Source organism: Streptomyces sp. iso_384, from assembly GCF_056172905.1.
Window position 1 is genome coordinate 2,927,571 of sequence record NZ_JBWBTT010000001.1, and the last position, 21,309, is coordinate 2,948,879.

The following is a 21,309-nucleotide window of genomic DNA, read 5'->3' on the forward strand; positions in this document are numbered from 1 at the left end:
GATTCGCATTGCTTAGCCATGTGAAGGCAGGCGCCCCCTCAGACAGGAGAGACCGGTGTCAGACGTCCGTGTGATCATCCAACGCGATTCCGAGCGGGAAGAGCACGTGGTGACGACGGGCACGACGGCCGGCGAGCTCTTCCCCGGTCAGCGCACCGTCGTCGCCGCGCGCATCGGCGGCGAGCTGAAGGACCTGTCCTACGTCCTCCAGGACGGCGAGAGCGTCGAGCCGGTGGAGATCTCCTCCGAGGACGGCCTCAACATCCTGCGCCACTCCACCGCGCATGTCATGGCCCAGGCCGTGCAGGAGCTCTTCCCCGAGGCCAAGCTCGGCATCGGCCCGCCGGTCAAGGACGGCTTCTACTACGACTTCGACGTCGAGAAGCCGTTCACGCCCGAGGACCTCAAGGCCATCGAGAAGAAGATGCAGGAGATCCAGAAGCGGGGCCAGAAGTTCTCCCGCCGCGTGGTCTCCGACGAGGACGCCCGCGAGGAGCTCGCGAACGAGCCCTACAAGCTGGAGCTCATCGGCATCAAGGGCTCCGCCTCCTCGGACGACGGCGCGGACGTCGAGGTGGGCGGCGGCGAGCTGACCATCTACGACAACCTCGACCCCAAGACCGGTGACCTGTGCTGGAAGGACCTCTGCCGCGGTCCGCACCTGCCCACCACCCGGTTCATCCCGGCGTTCAAGCTGATGCGCAACGCCGCCGCGTACTGGCGCGGCAGCGAGAAGAACCCGATGCTCCAGCGCATCTACGGCACCGCCTGGCCCACCAAGGACGAGCTGAAGGCGCACCTGGAGTTCCTGGAGGAGGCCGCCAAGCGCGACCACCGCAAGCTCGGCAACGAGCTGGACCTCTTCTCCTTCCCCGACGAGATCGGCCCCGGCCTCGCGGTCTTCCACCCCAAGGGCGGCGTCATCCGCCGGGCCATGGAGGACTACTCGCGCCGCCGTCACGAGGAGGAGGGCTACGAGTTCGTCTACTCGCCGCACGCCACCAAGGGCAAGCTCTTCGAGAAGTCCGGCCACCTGGACTGGTACGCCGACGGCATGTACCCGCCCATGCAGATCGACGACGGGGTGGACTACTACCTCAAGCCGATGAACTGCCCGATGCACAACCTGATCTTCGACGCGCGCGGCCGCTCCTACCGCGAACTGCCTCTGCGCCTCTTCGAGTTCGGCACGGTGTATCGCTACGAGAAGTCGGGCGTCGTGCACGGCCTGACCCGCTCGCGCGGCTTCACGCAGGACGACGCGCACATCTACTGCACCAAGGAGCAGATGGCGGAGGAGCTCGACCGCACGCTCACCTTCGTGCTGAACCTGCTCCGCGACTACGGGCTCACCGACTTCTACCTGGAGCTCTCCACCAAGGACCCGGAGAAGTACGTCGGCTCCGACGAGACCTGGGAAGAGGCGACCGAGACGCTCCGTCAGGTCGCCGAGAAGCAGGGGCTGCCCCTGGTCCCGGACCCGGGCGGCGCCGCGTTCTACGGCCCGAAGATCTCCGTGCAGTGCAAGGACGCCATCGGCCGCACCTGGCAGATGTCGACCGTGCAGCTCGACTTCAACCTGCCGGAGCGCTTCGACCTGGAGTACACCGGCCCGGACGGCTCCAAGCAGCGCCCGGTCATGATCCACCGTGCCCTGTTCGGCTCCATCGAGCGCTTCTTCGCCGTGCTCCTGGAGCACTACGCGGGCGCGTTCCCGGTCTGGCTCGCCCCGGTCCAGGCCGTCGGCATCCCGATCGGTGACGCCCACATCCCGTACCTCCAGGAGTTCGCCGCCAAGGCGCGCAAGCAGGGGCTGCGGGTGGACGTGGACGCGTCCTCGGACCGGATGCAGAAGAAGATCCGTAACCAGCAGAAGGCCAAGGTGCCCTTCATGATCATCGCTGGTGACGAGGACATGGCCAACGGCGCCGTCTCCTTCCGCTACCGCGACGGTTCGCAGGAGAACGGCATCCCGGTCGACGAGGCCATCGCCAAGATCGCGAAGGCCGTCGAGGACCGCGTACAGGTCTGATCCGTACGACAGGAACGGCCCCCGGAGCGCTAACCCCGCTCCGGGGGCCGTTTCTCGTCCTCCCGGGCGAACACCTGGATCAGCCACGACGAGAACGACCCGGTCACCGCGCCGAGCAGCGCCAGACCGCCGGCCATCAGCCCCGCCGCTACTACGCGCCCCCAGAACGTGACCGGGGCGGCGTCCCCGTAACCGACCGTCGTGAGCGTCGCGCACGCCCACCACACCGCGTCGCCGAACGTCCGGATGGAGGCGTCGGGGGCCGTGCGCTCCAGGTGGTAGACCGCGAGCGAGGCGGCGAAACCGAGCAGGACGGCAGTCAGGCCCGCGTACGCCATGACGCGGGCGTACAGGTCGAGCCGCGGCCGGTCACGTCGGCGCTGCACCGCCAGGTACACCTGCACCATCCGCAGCGGACGCAGCAGCGGCAGCAGCAGGACCAGGGTGTCCAGCCAGTGCGCGCGGACGAAGCGCGCGCCCAGGCCGCTGAGCCGCAGACGTGTCACGTAATCCGCGAGGAACAGCAGCCAGGTCGACCAGACGAGGATCAGGGCGATGTCGTTCCAGGGCTCGGCATCGTGCGGGGCCAGCACCCGGACCGCGTACCCCGTCAGGAAGAGCAGTCCCGCGGCGAAGAGCGGAACCTCCGTGCGCTGCTCCCAGCGGGTCAGTGGGGTGGGCGCCTGGGGGGAGGGTCGCTCGCTCATCGCCTCAGCATCGCGGGCGGCCGAGCGGTGCAGCCCCGGCGACACGCTCCGCCGGGGTGACGCAATATGCTGATCGGCATGACGAGTGAGCCGGAGCAGCAGATCGGCGTGGGGACGCCCGACGCGTTTCAGCGTCTGTGGACGCCTCATCGGATGGCGTACATCCAGGGTCAGGACAAGCCGACCGGCCCGGGTGCCGAGGACGGCTGTCCGTTCTGTTCGATTCCCGCGAAATCCGACGAGGACGGGCTCGTCGTGGCCCGCGGTGAGCACGTCTACGCGGTGCTGAACCTCTACCCGTACAACGGCGGCCACCTCATGGTCGTCCCCTACCGTCATGTGGCCGACTACACCGAGCTGGACGGGCCGGAGACCACGGAGCTGGCGGACTTCACCAAGCGGGCGATGGTCGCGCTGCGGGCGGCCTCCGGGGCGCACGGCTTCAACATCGGCATGAACCAGGGCTCGGTGGCCGGCGCCGGGATCGCCGCGCATCTGCACCAGCACCTGGTGCCGCGCTGGGGCGGCGACACCAACTTCATGCCGGTCATCGGACACACCAAGGTGCTGCCCCAGCTGCTGGGCGACACCCGGGCGATGCTGGCCGAGGCCTGGCCCGCCGCCGTCTAGTACGTCGAGACGAGGGGCCCCACCTCGGTGGGGGCCCTCTCCGTACGACGTCGTACCTACGCGTCGTAGACGTCGGCCTTGCGCGGGGCCGGATCCTGGACGAGGCCGCTCAGTATCATCGAGCGGCTGTCGAAGCGCTCCGTGTCGACGCCGTTCTCCGCGAGGACGCGCATCGCCGCCGTATGGACGGCCCGCAGCACCGGGGTGGCTGCCCGCATCGCGTCGTCCGCCATGAAGCGGTGGTTCCACGGCTTGGCCGCCCACGCGTGCCGCAGCCCGAACGGCTCGGGCAGCACTATCTTCCCGCCCAGGTAGTCCAGCAGCGGCGGATACCAGGTGAGCGGGGCCCGCAGGGCGAGCCGGACGACCTCCTTGGCGTCCACCAGGGCCAGCTGGATGTCCCGGGTCTCCCAGAAACGGACCGTCTTGTTGACCGTCTTCGTCTTCGCGGCCGGCTTGGTGAGGAACAGACCGTGCACGGGCCCGAGCGCATGGCCGGTGACCTCGATGCGCAGGGTCTCGTGGAGCACGGTGACCGTGATCATCATGGTGATCACCAGCTGGCCGTCCCACAGGGTGAACTGGACGCCCAGATAGTGCCGGTCACCGCTGCCGAACTGCTGGTGGTTGCAGATCCGCTGTATCTCGTGCGGCTTCACCTGGAAGGTGGCGACGTCCTCCCCCTCGGGGCGCGTGACCGAGTCGGCGTTCTCCCCGATGGGCGAGACGATCCAGTGCTTCACGGACGGCTTCGGGAAGCCGCCGGTGTTCAGCGGCCCGCGCTCCAGCATCTTCAGCTGGTCGTGGATGATCCGGATCAGGTCCCAGCTGCGGAACTGGTGGATCTCCTTCGTCGGGTCCTTGGAGATCAGCTCCTCCGCCAGCTGCCAGCTGCCCCAGCGGGTCCCCATGCCGAGGACGCCCTTGGGGCCGGCGTAGAACACGGAGTTCGACTGCTGCTCGGCCGACAGCTTCTCCAGGCCCTGGCGCAGGGCCTCGCGCGCGGTCTCGTTGGGGTTCTTCGGCACCGCCTCGGGGATCTTCGCGATCACGCCGGTGCCGGAGAGAAGGCCTTCCCAGCGGGCCCGCATGTCCTTGGCCGAGGTCTCCGCGATCCGCTTGGCGAGCAGCCAGCCGATCACCGGGGCGACGAGCGCGCCCCGGACGTAGAGCGCGAGCAGCCCGTCCAGCGGGAGGCTGACCATCAGGACCAGCGCGCCGATCCCGAAGGCGGCCAGCAGCACCGTGCCGACCGCGCGGAACGCCGTGTCCTTGGACTTGTTGAGCGCGTCCCGGATCCGGAAGGCGATCACCCAGGCCAGCATGCCGGGCAGGAACAGGATGCCGAACACCGCGGTCACCAGGGTGAGCCGGGTGTCCCGGGCCTTACGCAGGTTGTTCGCCGACAGACAGTGCTCCACCACGGTCTGCGGGTCCGTGCCGAAGGACTGGATCAGCGCCTTGCGGGCGCCGCCGAGCATGCGTTCCTGGACGGCACGGGCGAACGCCTCACCGAGATTCGGTTTGAAGTAGTCGGACTTGAAGAGCTTGGAGGAGCCCGGCTTCACTTCCGATTTGTGCCACTCGCTGTTGGCGTCGAGGATCGTCTCCACCGGACTGTCCCGATACGCCGCCGAGGCCAGGGCGTTGGTCGCCACGGTCTGGCCGCCCGAGCCCTGGATCGGGATCTGGGCCCCGGGTGAGAAGTCGAATCCGTCGTTGGCCACCTGTCGCCCCCACTCGCCGCACGTCTGCTCCTGCGGTGTGCCCAACTACCGTACGCGGCATACCTTCTGAGCTGCGACCACAGCGTATCGTCCGGATCACACCACCACTGGTCACCGGCGTGGACGCGGACGGTGTGTGCGACAGTGCGCCGGTCACGCGCCGGGTGACCCGCCCGCCCGCTCCGCGCGGACCCGGTCGGCGAGCTGCGGCGGCATCGCCTCGTGCCTGGCGTAGGTACGGTCGAAGCGGCCGGTGCCGTGCGACAGGGAGCGCAGGTCCACCGCGTACCGGCCGACCTCGATCTCCGGCACCTCGGCCCGTACGAGGGTGCGCCCGCCGGGACTCTGTTCGGTGCCTACGACCCGGCCCCGCCGCCCCGACAGATCGCTCATCACCGGGCCCACATAGTCGTCCGGAACCAGGACGCTCACCTCGCAGACGGGCTCCAGGAGCTGGATGCGGGTGTCGGAGGCGGCCTCCCGCAGCGCGAGCGCCCCGGCGGTCTGGAAGGCGGCGTCCGAGGAGTCCACCGAGTGCGCCTTGCCGTCCAGCAGCGTGACCCGTACGTCGACCAGCGGATGTCCGGCGGCCAGCCCACGGGCGGCCTGGGCCCGGACGCCCTTCTCCACCGAGGGAATGAACTGACGCGGCACCGAACCGCCGACCACCTTGTCGACGAACTCGATGCCGGAGCCCGGCGGCAGCGGCTCCACCTCGATCTCGCAGATCGCGAACTGCCCGTGCCCGCCCGACTGTTTGACGTGCCGCCCGCGCCCGCCCGCCCGGCCCGCGAACGTCTCGCGCAGCGGCACCCGGTGCGGCTCGGCGTCGACCTGGACGCCGTACCGGCTGCGCAGCCGCTCCAGCGCGACCTCCTGATGGGCCTCGCCCAGGCACCACAGGACGACCTGGCCGGTGTCCGGGTTCTGTTCCAGGCGCAGCGTGGGGTCCTCGGCGACCAGCCGGGCCAGGCCCTGCGACAGCTTGTCCTCGTCCGCCTTGCCGTGCGCCCGTACGGCCAGCGGGAGCAGCGGGTCGGGCGTCGTCCAGGGCTCGATCAGGACCGGGTCGTCGGCCGGGGAGAGCGTGTCGCCGGTCTCCGCCTCGCCGAGCCGGGCCACACACGCCAGATCGCCCGCGACGCACCGGTCCAGGGCGTGCTGGCGGCGGCCGAACGGCGTGGTGAGCGCCCCGACCCGGATCTCCGCCTCGTGGCAGGGGCGCGCCGCGTGGCCCGTCGCGGGCAGACCGTGGCCGCACAGATGCACGGCGTCGTCGGGGCGCAGGGTGCCGGAGAAGACGCGGACCAGCGAGACCCGGCCCACGTACGGGTCGGAGGCCGTCTTGACGACCTCGGCGACCAGCGGGCCCCCGGGATCGCAGACCGGCGCGGGCCGCGGTGTGCCCGAGGGGGTGGTGACGGCGGGCGGGGTGCGCTCCAGCGGGGTCGGGAAGCCGCGGGTGATCAGCTCCAGCAGCTCCACGGTGCCGATGCCCTGGCGGGCGCCCTCGGCCGCCGGAGCCGCGGTGAGGACGGGGTGGAAGGAGCCCCGGGCCACGGCTCGTTCCAGATCGCCGATCAGCGTCGCGACGTCGATGTCCTCGCCGTCGAGATAGCGGTCCATCAGGGACTCGTCCTCGCTCTCGGCGATGATCCCCTCGATCAGCCGCTCCCGGGCCTCCCGCAGCGGCTCCTCCTGGCCGGGCTCGGGCGGCAGCTCGGCGCGCTCGCCCGAGGAGTAGTCGAGGATCCGCCGGCTCAGCAGCCCGGTGAGCCCGGTGAGCGGGGCGTGCCCGTCGGCGCCCTCGGGGCCGAGCACCGGCAGGTACAGCGGCAGTACGGCGTCGGGGTCGTCGCCCCCGAAGGCCTCGGCGCAGATCCGGTTCATCTCCCGGTAGGAGGTGCGGGCGGTGTCCAGATGCGTCACGACGATCGCCCGCGGCATGCCGACGAGCGCGCACTCCTCCCACGCGGCCCGGGTGGTCGCGGCCACGGACGAGGCGTCCTGGGCCGCCGAGACGACGAAGAGGGCCGCGTCCGCCGCGCGCAGACCGGCCCGCAGCTCGCCGACGAAGTCCGCGTAACCGGGGGTGTCCAGCAGGTTGATCTTGCAGCCGTCCCAGGCCACCGGAACCAGTGAGAGCTGTACGGAACGCCGTCGGCGCTGCTCGATCTCGTCGTAGTCGGAGACGGTCGCCCCGTCCTCGACCTGCCCGGCCCGGTTCACGGCCCCCGCCGTCAGGGCCAGCGCCTCGACCAGCGTGGTCTTGCCCGAACCGCTGGGGCCGACCAGCACCACGTTCCGTACGGCGGCGGGGTGGTCGGCCGTCGGTACTCCTCCGGCGGCTCCGGAATGTGCGTGTGCCTTGTCGCCCATGGTGCGTGCCTCCCGGTCGATGGCGCGGTGCGGGGGAGGGCGACCGCGCGCGGAGCAGCGGTGGTCACGGGCACGGGGAGGCCGCCGCGGCGGCTTCGGCGACGCCCGCGGTCCTTCGAGCTTGGCACCGGAGCGGGGCCCCGTCCATACGTCGCGCACCGGCGCCGCGGGGACGGGCGGGGGCCGGTGTGACACCCGGCGGCGGGTGCCCGTCCGGTGCGGGGCACCGGTGGTGACTACGATGGGCCAGCCGGTGGCCGTAGGGGTCCTCCGGCGAACCGAACCCTCGGGAAGGCCATGCTGAACAAGTACGCGCGTGCATTCTTCACGCGTGTCCTCACACCGTTCGCCGCTCTGCTGCTCCGCCTCGGGGTCAGCCCCGACGCGGTCACTCTCATCGGCACGGCCGGAGTGATGGCAGGTGCGCTGGTCTTTTTCCCGATGGGGGAGTTCTTCTGGGGCACGATCGTCATCACGATCTTCGTCTTCTCCGACCTCGTCGACGGCAACATGGCGCGGCAGGCCGGGATCTCCAGCCGGTGGGGCGCGTTCCTCGACTCGACGCTGGACCGGGTCGCCGACGGGGCGATCTTCGCGGGCTTCGCCCTCTGGTACGCGGGCAGCGGTGACGACAACATCCTGTGCGCCGTCGCGATCTTCTGCCTGGCCAGCGGCCAGGTGGTCTCGTACACCAAGGCGCGCGGCGAGTCGATCGGCCTGCCGGTCGCGGTCAACGGCCTCGTGGAGCGCGCCGAGCGCCTGGTCATCTCGCTGGTCGCCGCCGGTCTCGCCGGACTGCACAAGTTCGGCGTCCCCGGTATCGACGTCCTGCTGCCGATCGCGCTGTGGATCGTCGCCGCGGGCAGCCTCGTGACGCTGATCCAGCGCGTGGTGACCGTACGCCGCGAATCCGCCGAGGCGGACGCCGCTGAGGCCGCCGCCGGTCCGGCGGGAGCGGACGCCGCCGGCCGGGGGAGCGAGGCCGACCGGTGAGCGCCGGGGCGTCCGGCCTGAAGGGCCGGATCACCGACGGGCTGTACGGACTGGGCTGGAGCGCCGTCAAGAAGCTCCCCGAACCGGCCGCCGCCCGCCTCTTCCGCACCATCGCGGACCAGACGTGGAAGCGGCGCGGCAAGAGCGTGCTGCGCCTGGAGTCGAACCTCGCCCGGGTCGTCCCCGACGCGGGCCCGGAGCGGCTGGCCGAGCTGTCCCGGGCCGGGATGCGCTCCTACATGCGCTACTGGATGGAGTCCTTCCGGCTGCCGACCTGGACGCCGGAGCGCATCAAGGCGAGCATCGACGTCAAGGACGCCCACCATGTGACCGAGGGCCTGGACGCCGGGAACGGCGTGATCGTCGCCCTGCCGCACCTGGGCAACTGGGACCTCGCGGGCGCCTGGGTCACCACCGACCTCAAGGTCCCCTTCACCACCGTCGCCGAACGGCTGGAGCCCGCCACGCTCTACGACCGGTTCGTCGCCTACCGCGAGGGCCTGGGCATGGAGGTCCTGCCGCACAGCGGCGGCACCGCCTTCGGCACCCTGGCCCGGCGGCTGCGCGCGGGCGGCCTGATCTGCCTGGTGGCCGACCGGGACCTGTCCGCGTCCGGCGTCGAGGTGTCGTTCTTCGGCGCCACCGCACGGATGCCCGCGGGCCCGGCGCTGCTCGCCCAGCAGACGGGCGCGCTGCTGCTGCCGGTGACCCTCTGGTACGACGGCACGCCGGTGATGGGCGCACGCGTCCACCCGCCGGTCGAGGTGCCGGAGGAGGGCACCCGCGCCGAGAAGACCTCCGCCATGACCCAGGCCCTGGCCGACGCCTTCGCCGGCGGCATCGCCGAGCACCCGGAGGACTGGCACATGCTCCAGCGGCTCTGGCTGGACGACCTGGACCCCCGGGGGGAACCCACGTGAAGATCGGCATCGTCTGCCCGTACTCCTGGGACGTACCGGGCGGCGTGCAGTTCCACATCCGGGACCTCGCCGAACATCTGATCCGGCTCGGCCACGAGGTCTCCGTGCTGGCCCCCGCCGACGACGAGACACCGCTGCCGCCGTACGTGGTCTCGGCGGGCCGGGCCGTCCCGGTCCCGTACAACGGCTCCGTCGCCCGGCTGAACTTCGGCTTCCTGTCGGCGGCCCGGGTGCGGCGCTGGCTGCACGACGGCACGTTCGACGTGATCCACATCCATGAGCCGACCTCCCCGTCGCTCGGGCTGCTGGCCTGCTGGGCGGCGCAGGGGCCGATCGTGGCCACCTTCCACACCTCCAACCCGCGCTCCCGGGCGATGATCGCCGCGTATCCGATCCTCCAGCCCGCGCTGGAGAAGATCAGCGCGCGGATCGCGGTCAGCGAGTACGCCCGGCGCACGCTGGTCGAACACCTCGGCGGGGACGCCGTCGTCATCCCGAACGGCGTCGACGTCGGCTTTTTCGCCAAGGCCGAGCCGAAGGCCGAATGGCAGGGCCAGACCCTCGGCTTCATCGGTCGCATCGACGAACCCCGCAAGGGCCTGCCCGTCCTGATGAAGGCGCTGCCCGCGATCCTCGCCGCCCGCCCCGAGGCCCGGCTGCTGGTCGCCGGGCGCGGCGACGAGGAGGAGGCGGTGGCCTCGCTGCCGAAGGAACTGCGCGAGCGCGTCGAGTTCCTCGGCATGGTCAGCGACGAGGACAAGGCCCGGCTGCTGCGCAGCGTCGATGTGTACGTGGCCCCGAACACCGGTGGCGAGAGCTTCGGCATCATCCTGGTCGAGGCGCTGTCGGCCGGAGCGCCGGTGCTGGCGAGCGACCTGGACGCCTTCGCGCAGGTCCTGGACCAGGGCGCGGCCGGCGACCTGTTCGCCAACGAGGACGCCGACGCGCTGGCCTCCGCCGCGATCCGGCTGCTGGGCGACCCGGAGCGCCGGAAGGGGCTGCGCGAGCGCGGCGAGGCCCACGTACGGCGCTTCGACTGGGCGACGGTGGGGGCCGACATCCTCGCGGTGTACGAGACGGTGACCGACGGGGCCGCCTCGGTCGCCGCGGACGAACGCTCCGGGCTGCGGGCCCGGTTCGGGCTCGCCCGGGACTGACCGCGCGGACTCTCGCCGACGCCGGGGCTCCCGGCGGTTGAGGGCCGGGCCCCGCGCGACGGTAGCGTGTGGGCCCGTGACCGTAACCCTCATCGTCTGGATCGTCCTCGCCGTCGTCGCGATCGGCGTGTACCTCAGCTGGACCGCCGGCCGGCTCGACCGCCTGCATTCCCGGATCGACGCCGCCCGCGCCGCCCTCGACGCCCAACTGCTGCGCCGCGCCTCGGTCACCCAGGAGCTGGCCACCTCCGGCGTCCTGGACCCGGCCGCCTCGATCGTCCTGTACGAGGCCGCGCACGCCGCCCGGCAGGCCGAGGAGGACCACCGCGAGGTCGCCGAGAGCGAACTGAGCACCGCCCTGCGGGCCGTCTTCGGCGAACCGGCCCAGGTCGACGCCGTGAAGGAGATCCCCGGCGGCGAGGAGGCCGCCTCCGAACTGGCCGCCGCCGTACGCCGCGTACCCATGGCCCGGCGCTTCCACAACGACTCCGTGCGCGCCGCCCGCGCGCTGCGCCGGCACCGTACCGTCCGGCTCTTCCGGCTCGCCGGGCACGCGCCCTTCCCGCTGGCCTTCGAGATGGACGACGCGCCGCCGGTGGCCCTCGCGGACCGCCCGGGCACCTGAGTGCGGGGGAGGGGCCGGGGGCGGGCCGGGGGCCAAAACGATCCACGGCCTGTTCATTGGCCCTTGCTGTGGACCGGTCCCGCGGCGTTTGCTCGGCGATGCAGCATCCAGCGTCTTTTCACCGAGTGAGGTCCCGTGTCCACGCTTCCCAGCACCCCGCAGTCCGCCGAGTCCCCCGCCACCGGCACCGCCCGCGTCAAGCGCGGCATGGCCGAGCAGCTCAAGGGCGGCGTGATCATGGACGTCGTCGACGCCGAGCAGGCGAAGATCGCCGAGGACGCGGGCGCCGTGGCCGTCATGGCCCTGGAGCGGGTCCCCGCCGACATCCGCAAGGACGGCGGCGTGGCCCGGATGTCCGACCCCAACATGATCGAGGAGATCATCGGGGCCGTCTCCATCCCCGTCATGGCCAAGTCCCGCATCGGCCACTTCGTCGAGGCCCAGGTGCTCCAGTCCCTCGGCGTCGACTACATCGACGAGTCCGAGGTCCTCACCCCGGCCGACGAGGTCAACCACAGCGACAAGTTCGCCTTCACCACGCCGTTCGTCTGCGGCGCCACCAACCTGGGCGAGGCCCTGCGCCGCATCGCCGAGGGCGCGGCCATGATCCGCTCGAAGGGCGAGGCCGGCACCGGCAACGTCGTCGAGGCCGTCCGCCACCTGCGCCAGATCAAGAACGAGATCGCCCGGCTGCGCGGCTTCGACAACAACGAGCTGTACGCCGCCGCCAAGGACCTCCGTGCCCCGTACGAGCTGGTCAAGGAGGTCGCCGAGCTCGGCAAGCTGCCCGTCGTGCTGTTCTCCGCCGGCGGCGTCGCCACCCCGGCCGACGCCGCGCTGATGCGCCAGCTCGGCGCCGAGGGCGTCTTCGTCGGCTCCGGCATCTTCAAGTCCGGCGACCCGGCCAAGCGCGCCGCCGCCATCGTGAAGGCCACCACCTTCTACGACGACCCGAAGGTCATCGCGGACGCCTCCCGCAACCTGGGCGAGGCCATGGTCGGCATCAACTGCGACACGCTGCCCGAGTCCGAGCGCTACGCCAACCGCGGCTGGTAACCACTGATGAGCGACACCCCCCTGATCGGCGTCCTGGCTCTCCAGGGTGACGTACGGGAGCATCTGATCGCCCTGGCCTCGGCGGACGCCGTGGCCAGGCCGGTCCGGCGCCCCGAGGAGCTCGCCGAGGTGGACGGCCTGGTCATCCCGGGCGGCGAGTCCACCACCATGTCCAAGCTGGCCGTGCTCTTCGGCATGATGGAGCCGCTGCGCGAGCGGGTCCGGGCCGGGATGCCGGTCTACGGCACCTGCGCCGGAATGATCCTGCTGGCCGAGAAGATCCTCGACCCGCGTTCGGGCCAGGAGACCGTCGGCGGCATCGACATGATCGTGCGGCGCAACGCCTTCGGCCGGCAGAACGAGTCGTTCGAGGCCGCGGTCGAGGTCGACGGCGTCGAAGGCGGCCCGGTGGACGGCGTCTTCATCCGCGCGCCCTGGGTCGAGTCCGTCGGGGCCGAGGCCGAGGTCATCGCCGAACACGGCGGGCACATCGTGGCCGTCCGGCAGAAAAACGCCCTCGCCACCTCGTTCCACCCCGAACTGACCGGCGATCATCGCGTACATGCTCTGTTCGTGGACATGGTGCGCGCAGTGAACTGAGCGGACCCCGGTAGGATCTCTCGGGTTCGACTCGATTTTGGTGACGCGAAGGAGAAGGCAGATGTCCGGCCACTCTAAATGGGCTACGACGAAGCACAAGAAGGCCGTGATTGACGCCAAGCGCGGCAAGCTCTTCGCGAAGCTGATCAAGAACATCGAGGTCGCGGCCCGCTCCGGCGGCGTCGACCCCGACGGCAACCCCACGCTCGTCGACGCCATCCAGAAGGCGAAGAAGAGCTCCGTCCCGAACAAGAACATCGAGTCCGCCGTCAAGCGCGGCGGCGGTCTCGAAGCGGGCGGCGCCGACTACGAGACGATCATGTACGAGGGTTACGGCCCCAACGGTGTCGCGGTGCTCATCGAGTGCCTCACCGACAACCGCAACCGCGCCGCTTCCGACGTACGTGTCGCGATGACCCGCAACGGCGGCTCGATGGCCGACCCGGGTTCCGTCTCGTACCTGTTCAACCGCAAGGGCGTCGTGATCGTGCCCAAGGGCGAGCTGACCGAGGACGACGTCCTCGGCGCGGTCCTCGACGCGGGCGCCGAGGAGGTCAACGACCTCGGCGAGACCTTCGAGGTGGTCAGCGAGGCCACCGACATGGTCGCGGTGCGCACCGCGCTCCAGGAGGCGGGCATCGACTACGACTCCGCCGAGGCCAACTTCCTGCCGACCATGCAGGTCGAGCTGGACGAAGAGGGCGCCCGCAAGATCTTCAAGCTCGTCGACGCGCTGGAGGACAGCGACGACGTTCAGAACGTCTTCGCCAACTTCGACGTGTCCGACGAGGTCATGGAGAAGGTCGACGCCTGACGGCACGGCCGGCACGGCTTCACACGACGGGCCGACGGGGCACTCCCCGTCGGCCCGTCGTCCTGTGGTTACGACGGTTTGTCAGTGCGAGCCGATAGCCTGCGGGAACAGATGATCGAGCGGGCGCGGCGAGCGTCGAGGACAGGGGGAGCTCCATGCGGGTTCTGGGTGTCGACCCGGGGCTGACCCGGTGCGGTGTCGGCGTGGTCGAAGGGGTCGCGGGCCGCCCGCTGACCATGCTCGGCGTCGGCGTCGTGCGCACCCCGGCCGACGCGGAGCTCGGCGACCGGCTCGTCGCCGTCGAGCGCGGCATCGAGCAGTGGCTCGACGAACACTCCCCGGGCTGTGTGGCCGTCGAGCGCGTCTTCGCCCAGCACAACGTCCGTACGGTGATGGGCACCGCCCAGGCCAGCGCCATCGCCATGCTCTGCGCCGCCCGCCGCGGCATCCCGGTCGCCCTGCACACCCCCAGCGAGGTCAAGGCGGCCGTCACCGGATCCGGCCGCGCCGACAAGGCCCAGGTCGGCGCGATGGTGACCCGGCTGCTGCGGCTGGACGCACCGCCCAAGCCCGCCGACGCCGCCGACGCCCTCGCGCTCGCCATCTGCCACATCTGGCGGGCGCCCGCGCAGAACCGCCTCCAGCAGGCGGTCGCCGCGCACCGCACCCAGGCCGCGCCCGGCGCCTCCCGTACGCCCGGTGCCCCGCGCACGACCGGCACGCCCCGCACGCTGAAAGGCCGCACCCCATGATCGCCTTCGTCTCCGGCCCGGTGGCCGCCCTCGCCCCGACCACGGCCGTCATCGAGGTCGGCGGCATCGGCATGGCCGTCCAGTGCACCCCGCACACCCTCGCCGACCTGCGCGTCGGCAAGGAGGCCAAGCTCGCTACCTCCCTGGTCGTCCGCGAGGACTCGCTCACGCTCTACGGCTTCGCCGACGACGACGAGCGGCAGGTGTTCGAGCTGCTCCAGACCGCCAGCGGCGTCGGCCCCCGCCTCGCCCAGGCGATGCTCGCCACCCACAGCCCCGACGCCCTGCGCCTCGCGGTCTCCACCGGCGACGAGAAGGCGCTCACCGCCGTCTCCGGCATCGGTAAGAAAGGCGCCCAGAAGCTGCTCCTGGAGCTCAAGGACCGGCTCGGCGAACCGGTCGGCGCGCACATCGGCCAGCAGGGCATCGGCGCCCCCGTCACCTCCGGCTGGCGCGACCAGCTCCAGGCCGCCCTGATCGGCCTCGGCTACGCGAGCCGCGAGGCCGACGAAGCCGTCAACGCCGTCGCCCCGCAGGCCGAGGCCGCCGTCGCCGAAGGCACCGCACCCCCCGTGCCGCAGCTGCTGCGGGCCGCCCTGCAGACTCTCAACCGCGCCCGCTGACCGGCACCGAACCACCGAAGAGGCCCTTGATGAACTGGGACGAGACCGGACCCGAGACCGACGAGCCGACCGGCCCGGTCCTCGACGACCGGCTGGTCGACGCCGGCCATCTCGACGGTGAGGACACCGCGGTCGAGGCGGCCCTGCGCCCCAAGGACCTGGAGGAGTTCGTCGGCCAGGAGAAGGTCCGCGAACAGCTCGACCTGGTCCTCAAGGCCGCCCTCGCCCGCGGCGCCACCGCCGACCACGTGCTGCTCTCCGGCGCCCCCGGCCTCGGCAAGACCACCCTCTCGATGATCATCGCCGCCGAGATGAACGCCCCGATCCGCATCACCTCGGGCCCCGCCATCCAGCACGCCGGCGACCTCGCGGCGATCCTCTCCTCCCTCCAGGAGGGCGAGGTCCTCTTCCTCGACGAGATCCACCGCATGTCCCGGCCCGCCGAGGAGATGCTCTACATGGCGATGGAGGACTTCCGGGTCGACGTCATCGTCGGCAAGGGCCCCGGCGCCACCGCGATCCCGCTGGAGCTGCCCCCCTTCACCCTGGTCGGGGCGACCACCCGGGCCGGACTGCTGCCGCCCCCGCTGCGCGACCGCTTCGGCTTCACCGGTCACATGGAGTTCTACGCCCCCGCCGAGCTGGAGCGCGTCGTCCACCGCTCCGCCCGCCTCCTCGACGTCGCCATCGACGCGGAGGGCGCCGCCGAGATCGCCGGACGCTCCCGCGGCACCCCCCGTATCGCCAACCGCCTGCTGCGCCGGGTCCGCGACTACGCCCAGGTCAAGGCGGAGGGAGCGATCGACCGGGAGATCGCCGCGGCCGCCCTCAAGGTGTACGAGGTTGACGCACGCGGACTCGATCGGCTGGACCGTGCCGTCCTCGGCGCGCTGCTGAAGCTCTTCGGCGGCGGCCCGGTCGGCCTGTCCACCCTGGCGGTCGCCGTGGGGGAGGAGCGGGAGACCGTGGAGGAGGTCGCCGAGCCCTTCCTCGTACGGGAAGGACTGCTGGCCAGGACGCCGCGCGGCCGGGTCGCGACCCCCGCTGCCTGGGCGCATCTGGGCCTGGTCCCGCCGCAGCTCGGAGCAAAGGGACAACAGGGTCTGTTCGGGGCGTGATGCGTCACAGGTTCGCGTGTACAGGAACCCCGGTGTCATGCTGGGCGTTGTTCCATCGATGCGGACTCGCTTAGACTCCGCCGATGCCGCCCTTACCGGTCGGTGTACCCACCCCCGTAGATACAGGCCGCATTCCAGCGCGGTCGTGCGAAGGAATTCCCGTCCCGTGGATCTCTTGACTCTCCTCCCCTTCATCGTGCTCATCGGGGCCATGTTCCTGATGACCCGCTCCGCCAAGAAGAAGCAGGCGGCCGCCGCGCAGATGCGCAACGACATGCAGCCCGGTACCGGCGTCCGGACGATCGGGGGCATGTACGCGACCGTCAAGGAAGTCCACGACGACACCGTTCTCCTCGAGGTCGCCCCCGGCGTGCACGCCATCTACGCGAAGAACGCCATCGGCGCCGTCCTGGACGACGCGGAGTACAACCGCATCGTGCACGGCGACGACCCGGAGCTGGACGCGGAGGGCACGGTCGTTCCCGACGACGCCTCCTCGCTGACCGGTGAGTCCGACGCCGACGCCGCCGAGGTCGCCAAGATCGACCTGGGCAAGGACGACGCGGCCGACGACGCCGAGACCGAGGACGCGCCCGCCAAGGACGCCGCTGCCAAGGACGTCAAGGACGCCAAGGGCGAGGGCAAGACCGACGGCGAGGCCGACTCCAAGTAGTTCCACGGTCCCGGGGACGTCGTGCGCCCACCGGCGCGCGGCGTCCCCGGGACCGTGCGGTCGTCTGCGGGGGGCAGGGTCCCCACTACACTTCGTGGCCGCTCGGGCGCGTACCCGGCGCGGGGCGGTTGGACAGGGAGAAACGAGAAGGTGGCAGCACCCAAGAAGGGCCGAGGGCCGTCCGGCGGTCAGGGCAGGCCGGGGCGTTCCCTTGCCATGATCCTCATCGCCATGGTCGCGCTCACCGGCGGGATGTTCCTGTCCGGGCACACCACGCCGCGGCTGGGCATCGACCTCGCCGGCGGAACGTCGATCACGCTCAAGGCGAAGAGCCAGCCCGGCAAGCCGGGCGCGATCAACCCGACCAACATGGACACCGCGGTCGGGATCATCGAGCGGCGTGTCAACGGTCTGGGCGTCTCCGAGGCCGAGGTCCAGACGCAGGGCAGCGACAACATCATCGTCAACATCCCCAAGGGGACCAACTCGGAGCAGGCCCGGGAGCAGGTCGGTACCACCGCCCAGCTCTACTTCCGTCCTGTTCTGGCGGTGCAGGCGAGCGGTCCCGCGCCGTCCGGCTCCCCGACGCCGTCGGGCGGCGCCACGCCGAGCGGCGAGCCTTCCTCGAAGGCTGAGGACAAGAGCGAGGAGGCGACCGGTTCGGAGGCCACCCCCTCCGCGAGCGCCACGACCCAGGGCCGCGCGGTCACGGAGGGCCTGAAGAAGGCCCCCACCCCGACCCCCACGGACTCCGGCGAGCCCAAGCCGTCCGACACCCCGGAGGCCTCGCCCTCCGCGGACCCGGCCACGGCCAAGCTCCAGGAAGCGTTCGCCAAGCTCGACTGCACCGACCCCAAGCAGCGTACGGAGGTGGCCCAGGGGGCCAAGCCCACCGACTCGGTGGTCGCCTGCGGCTCGAACGTTCCCGGCAGCTACGAGAAGTACGTGCTCGGCCCCTCCGAGGTCTCCGGCGGCGATGTCGACGAGGCCCAGGCCACCATCGATCAGCGAACCGGTCAGTGGATCGTGTCGATGGAGTTCACCTCCGCGGGCGCCAAGAAGTTCCAGACGATCACCAGCCGGCTCAGCCAGCAGCAGCCGCCGATGAACCAGTTCGGGATCGTCCTGGACGGCGAGGTCGTCTCCGCTCCCTCGGTGAGCCAGGCGCTCAGCAAGAACGCCCAGATCTCCGGCAGCTTCGACCAGCAGTCCGCCGAGGAGCTCGGCAACATCCTGTCCTACGGTGCGCTGCCGCTGACCTTCGAGGAGTCGAGCGTCACCACCGTGACAGCCGCCCTCGGCGGCGAGCAGCTCAAGGCGGGCCTGATCGCCGGTGCCATCGGTCTGGCACTGGTCGTGATCTACCTGGTCGCCTACTACCGCGGCCTGGCGTTCATCGCCCTGCTGAGCCTTCTGGTCTCCGGCATCCTGACGTACACGATCATGGCTCTGCTGGGTCCGGCCATCGGGTTCGCGCTGAACCTCCCGGCGGTCTGCGGCGCCATCGTCGCGATCGGTATCACAGCCGACTCGTTCATCGTGTACTTCGAACGCGTGAGAGACGAGATCCGTGAGGGCCGCACTCTGCGTCCGGCCATCGAGCGGGCCTGGCCCCGTGCCCGGCGCACCATCCTGGTCTCCGACTTCGTGTCGTTCCTGGCCGCCGCGGTGCTCTTCCTCGTCACCGTCGGCAAGGTCCAGGGCTTCGCGTTCACGCTCGGCCTGACCACCCTGCTCGATGTCGTCGTGGTGTTCCTCTTCACCAAGCCCTTGATGACGCTGATGGGCCGGACGAAGTTCTTCTCCCGGGGCGGTCCCTGGTCCGGTCTGGATCCGAAGCGGCTCGGCGCACAGCCTCCGCTGCGCCGCTCGCGTCGTGTCAGCGCTTCCACCGAACCGAAGGAGGCGTGAGATGTCGCGACTCGGCAATCTCGGCGCCCGGCTTTACCGAGGCGAGGTCGGCTACGACTTCATCCGCAACCGCAAGATCTGGTACGGCGTCTCGATCCTGATCACCATCACGGCCATCATCGGCGTGGCGGTCGGCGGCCTGCGCATGGGGATCGAGTTCGAGGGTGGGGCGGTCTTCACCACCGACACCAAGGCCAAGATCTCATCCGCCCAGGCGACGGACGTCGCGACCGAGGCCTCGGGCCACCTCGCCATCGTCCAGGAGCTCGGCAACGGCGGTCTGCGTATCCAGATCACCGAGGTCGACACGGCCAAGGCCAACGAGATCAAGGAGACCCTCTCCGACGAGCTCGGTATCCCGGCCGAGGAGATCAACGCCGACCTGGTCGGCCCCAGCTGGGGCGAGCAGATCGCCAACAAGGCGTGGACGGGTCTCGGGATCTTCATGATCCTTGTGGTGGTCTATCTGGCCATCGCCTTCGAGTGGCGGATGGCCGTCGCCGCCCTCATCGCGCTGATCCACGACATCACCATCACGGTCGGTGTTTACGCGCTGGTCGGCTTCGAGGTCACCCCGGGTACGGTGATCGGTCTGCTGACCATTCTCGGATACTCGCTCTACGACACGGTGGTGGTCTTCGACAGCCTCAAGGAGGGCCAGAAGGACATCACCAAGCAGACCCGCTACACGTACAGCGAGATCGCCAACCGGTCGATCAACAGCACGCTGGTCCGCTCCATCAACACCACCGTGGTGGCGCTGCTGCCGGTGGCCGGCCTGCTCTTCATCGGCGGCGGTGTCCTCGGCGCCGGCATGCTGAACGACATCTCGCTGTCGCTGTTCGTCGGCCTCGCCGCCGGTGCGTACTCCTCGATCTTCATCGCCACGCCGCTCGTCGCCGACCTGAAGGAACGTGACCCGCAGATGAAGGCCCTGAAGAAGCGGGTCCTCGCCAAGCGCGCGGCCGCGGCCGCCCGGGGCGAGTCCCCGGAGGACGACGGCCCCGCGTTCCCGACGGACGAGGCCACCGAGACCGCGGGTGCCGTCGTGGGCCAGCGTCAGCAGCCCCGCGGCCACGGCCGCACGCCGGGGAAGCGCTGATGACCAGCACCACTGAATCCACCAGGGACCTGCTCCTCAGCCGGATCCGCGATGTCGCGGACTACCCGAAGCCGGGCGTGGTGTTCAAGGACATCACCCCGCTGCTGGCGGACCCGGTGGCCTTCACGGCGCTCACCGACGCCCTCGCGGAGCTGTGCGTACGGCACGGCGCCACGAAGATCGTAGGCCTGGAGGCGCGCGGCTTCATCCTGGCCGCGCCCGTCGCGGTCCGGACGGGCATCGGCTTCGTACCGGTCCGCAAGGCCGGAAAGCTCCCCGGAGCCACGCTCTCCCAGTCGTACGAGCTGGAGTACGGCAGCGCGGAGATCGAGATCCACGCCGAGGACCTCGCGGCCGACGACCGGGTCATGGTCATCGACGACGTCCTCGCCACCGGCGGCACCGCGGAGGCCTCGCTGGATCTCATCCGGCGGGCCGGCGCGGAGCCGGCGGGCGTGGCGGTTCTGATGGAGTTGGGCTTCCTCGGCGGCCGGGGCCGTGTGGAGTCGAAGCTCGCGGGTGCGCCGCTCGAGGCGCTGATCTCGCTCTGAAGGTCGGCCACGACCACCGTGGCCGCCCCCGGCTCTCCCGGCCATCGACCTGAAGCCGGCGGGTGTGAGCCATAGCAGGTGCAACGTAGCGGGAATGGAGAGGGCTGCGGGTCACGGACCCGCAGCCCTCTTCTCTGCCTCCCCCCCCTGAACTGCAGTTTCCCATCGTGGAGTGCAGCGGTGCGGCATGGCTTGAAATGGGTATTCGATTGTCTTCCATGTTGCTGTTGGGAACGAAGTGACGGCTGTTGAATCTGAAGTGACCACCCCCGATAGGGGGTTTAGCTATGCAGAGGGACAGATTCATGAAGTTCACGCACAAGATCGCCACGGGGGCCGTGGCTCTCATGTCCGCTGCGGCACTGTCGGGAGCGACCGCCCCGGCGGTCGCGGTTTCGCAGACCAAGGCTCCTCAGGGCGCGGCGCCGAAGGCCACCGAAACGACGGTCCGGCTCGCCGCGGCAGCCTGCCCCAGCAAGTGGAAGAAGGCCGGCGGCGTCCCGCGCAAGTGGAGCACCGCCAAGGACACGCAGTGCTCCATCTTCGGCCGCCCGGGCTACAAGGCGGTGTACCAGTGGAGTGCGGTTCGGGGGACGCCGTGCATCAAGGTCCTCGGCTTCGACAGCAAGGGCCGGGACAAGTGGCACAACGCCGGCTGTGGCAAGAAGGGCGCCATCAAGGTGCCGTGGGGCAATGTGGCCGCGAACAAGATCATCAAGATCAAGGGTGCCTCGCTTCTCGAATGGCGATAGGACTCCACCCGCCGTCCCGGTGACCTGATGAGGGCGGGTCTGCCCCAGGGTCGGCCCGGCGCACGGCGGACGAGGTGCAGAAGCGGGCACCGGACCTGTTCCGGTGCCCGCTTTCCCCTTCTCCGTCACCGGAGCGCGAAGCACGCACGGGGATCGATACCATGGGCTCTCCGGGTACCCCGGATCC

The 21,309-nt window shown here is 70.7% G+C and carries 20 protein-coding genes; 17 read left to right on the top strand and 3 right to left on the bottom strand.

Annotated elements, in window-relative coordinates; all coding sequences use genetic code 11:
• Nucleotides 1-55 precede the first annotated feature (55 nt).
• Nucleotides 56-2,032: a threonine--tRNA ligase gene (thrS, locus tag AC0VY3_RS13020; protein WP_103509827.1), complete on the top strand. Its 1,977-nt coding sequence runs from the start codon at nt 56-58 to the stop codon at nt 2,030-2,032.
• A gap of 29 nt (nt 2,033-2,061) precedes the next feature.
• Here the strand turns inward: thrS and AC0VY3_RS13025 are convergent, their stop codons facing one another.
• The gene (locus AC0VY3_RS13025; protein WP_103509828.1) at nt 2,062-2,739 is read right to left on the bottom strand and encodes a potassium channel family protein; all 678 of its coding nucleotides are present in this window, start codon (nt 2,737-2,739) and stop codon (nt 2,062-2,064) included.
• 66 nt (nt 2,740-2,805) lie between these two features.
• Here AC0VY3_RS13025 and AC0VY3_RS13030 point away from each other — a divergent pair, with 66 nt between their 5' ends.
• A complete protein-coding gene (locus tag AC0VY3_RS13030) occupies nt 2,806-3,369 on the top strand; it encodes an HIT family protein (RefSeq protein ID WP_103509829.1) in 564 nt (187 codons plus the stop codon).
• Between the two features lie 56 nt (nt 3,370-3,425).
• On the opposite strand, the gene AC0VY3_RS13035 is transcribed toward AC0VY3_RS13030, so the two are convergent.
• Nucleotides 3,426-5,096 carry a hypothetical protein gene (locus tag AC0VY3_RS13035; protein ID WP_103509830.1) on the bottom strand — a complete coding sequence of 557 codons (1,671 nt, stop codon included), beginning with the start codon at nt 5,094-5,096 and terminating at the stop codon, nt 3,426-3,428.
• A gap of 153 nt (nt 5,097-5,249) precedes the next feature.
• Nucleotides 5,250-7,475: an elongation factor G-like protein EF-G2 gene (locus AC0VY3_RS13040; protein WP_475549645.1), complete on the bottom strand. Its 2,226-nt coding sequence runs from the start codon at nt 7,473-7,475 to the stop codon at nt 5,250-5,252.
• Between the two features lie 297 nt (nt 7,476-7,772).
• Here AC0VY3_RS13040 and pgsA point away from each other — a divergent pair, with 297 nt between their 5' ends.
• The 15 genes from pgsA to AC0VY3_RS13115 all read left to right on the top strand — a co-directional run bounded on the left by pgsA (nt 7,773) and on the right by AC0VY3_RS13115 (nt 21,122).
• On the top strand, nt 7,773-8,468 hold the full coding sequence (gene pgsA, locus AC0VY3_RS13045; RefSeq protein ID WP_098027267.1) for a phosphatidylinositol phosphate synthase: 696 nt from the start codon (nt 7,773-7,775) through the stop codon (nt 8,466-8,468).
• Nucleotides 8,465-9,388 (top strand): phosphatidylinositol mannoside acyltransferase, encoded by a 924-nt coding sequence (locus tag AC0VY3_RS13050; RefSeq protein ID WP_103509832.1) that lies wholly within the window; start codon nt 8,465-8,467, stop codon nt 9,386-9,388. Before pgsA ends, AC0VY3_RS13050 begins: the two co-directional genes overlap by 4 nt.
• A complete protein-coding gene (locus AC0VY3_RS13055) occupies nt 9,385-10,545 on the top strand; it encodes a glycosyltransferase family 4 protein (RefSeq protein ID WP_103509833.1) in 1,161 nt (386 codons plus the stop codon). The genes AC0VY3_RS13050 and AC0VY3_RS13055 overlap by 4 nt, the downstream gene beginning before the upstream one ends.
• 76 nt (nt 10,546-10,621) lie before the next feature.
• Complete coding sequence (locus AC0VY3_RS13060; protein ID WP_103509834.1) at nt 10,622-11,170, top strand: hypothetical protein; 549 nt, start codon at nt 10,622-10,624, stop codon at nt 11,168-11,170.
• Between the two features lie 135 nt (nt 11,171-11,305).
• Nucleotides 11,306-12,226: a pyridoxal 5'-phosphate synthase lyase subunit PdxS gene (gene pdxS / locus AC0VY3_RS13065; protein ID WP_003970325.1), complete on the top strand. Its 921-nt coding sequence runs from the start codon at nt 11,306-11,308 to the stop codon at nt 12,224-12,226.
• A gap of 6 nt (nt 12,227-12,232) precedes the next feature.
• Nucleotides 12,233-12,826 (top strand): pyridoxal 5'-phosphate synthase glutaminase subunit PdxT, encoded by a 594-nt coding sequence (pdxT, locus tag AC0VY3_RS13070; RefSeq protein ID WP_103509835.1) that lies wholly within the window; start codon nt 12,233-12,235, stop codon nt 12,824-12,826.
• Nucleotides 12,827-12,887: 61 nt separating this feature from the next.
• Entirely contained in the window at nt 12,888-13,640 is a 753-nt protein-coding gene (locus AC0VY3_RS13075) for a YebC/PmpR family DNA-binding transcriptional regulator (protein ID WP_103509836.1), read from the top strand.
• 155 nt (nt 13,641-13,795) lie between these two features.
• Nucleotides 13,796-14,392 (top strand): crossover junction endodeoxyribonuclease RuvC, encoded by a 597-nt coding sequence (ruvC, locus tag AC0VY3_RS13080; protein WP_103509837.1) that lies wholly within the window; start codon nt 13,796-13,798, stop codon nt 14,390-14,392.
• Entirely contained in the window at nt 14,389-15,015 is a 627-nt protein-coding gene (gene ruvA, locus AC0VY3_RS13085; protein WP_103509838.1) for a Holliday junction branch migration protein RuvA, read from the top strand. Before ruvC ends, ruvA begins: the two co-directional genes overlap by 4 nt.
• A 29-nt stretch (nt 15,016-15,044) precedes the next feature.
• Entirely contained in the window at nt 15,045-16,133 is a 1,089-nt protein-coding gene (gene ruvB / locus AC0VY3_RS13090) for a Holliday junction branch migration DNA helicase RuvB (protein ID WP_103509839.1), read from the top strand.
• 166 nt (nt 16,134-16,299) lie between these two features.
• Nucleotides 16,300-16,806 carry a preprotein translocase subunit YajC gene (yajC, locus tag AC0VY3_RS13095; RefSeq protein WP_218526753.1) on the top strand — a complete coding sequence of 169 codons (507 nt, stop codon included), beginning with the start codon at nt 16,300-16,302 and terminating at the stop codon, nt 16,804-16,806.
• A gap of 150 nt (nt 16,807-16,956) precedes the next feature.
• Nucleotides 16,957-18,717, top strand: coding sequence for a protein translocase subunit SecD (gene secD, locus AC0VY3_RS13100; RefSeq protein ID WP_475549646.1), 1,761 nt, complete (start codon nt 16,957-16,959; stop codon nt 18,715-18,717).
• A gap of 1 nt (nt 18,718) precedes the next feature.
• The gene (gene secF / locus AC0VY3_RS13105; protein ID WP_103509842.1) at nt 18,719-19,819 is read left to right on the top strand and encodes a protein translocase subunit SecF; all 1,101 of its coding nucleotides are present in this window, start codon (nt 18,719-18,721) and stop codon (nt 19,817-19,819) included.
• On the top strand, nt 19,819-20,370 hold the full coding sequence (locus AC0VY3_RS13110; RefSeq protein ID WP_475549647.1) for an adenine phosphoribosyltransferase: 552 nt from the start codon (nt 19,819-19,821) through the stop codon (nt 20,368-20,370). The genes secF and AC0VY3_RS13110 overlap by 1 nt, the downstream gene beginning before the upstream one ends.
• A gap of 305 nt (nt 20,371-20,675) precedes the next feature.
• Nucleotides 20,676-21,122: a hypothetical protein gene (locus AC0VY3_RS13115; protein ID WP_103509844.1), complete on the top strand. Its 447-nt coding sequence runs from the start codon at nt 20,676-20,678 to the stop codon at nt 21,120-21,122.
• Nucleotides 21,123-21,309: the final 187 nt, after the last annotated feature.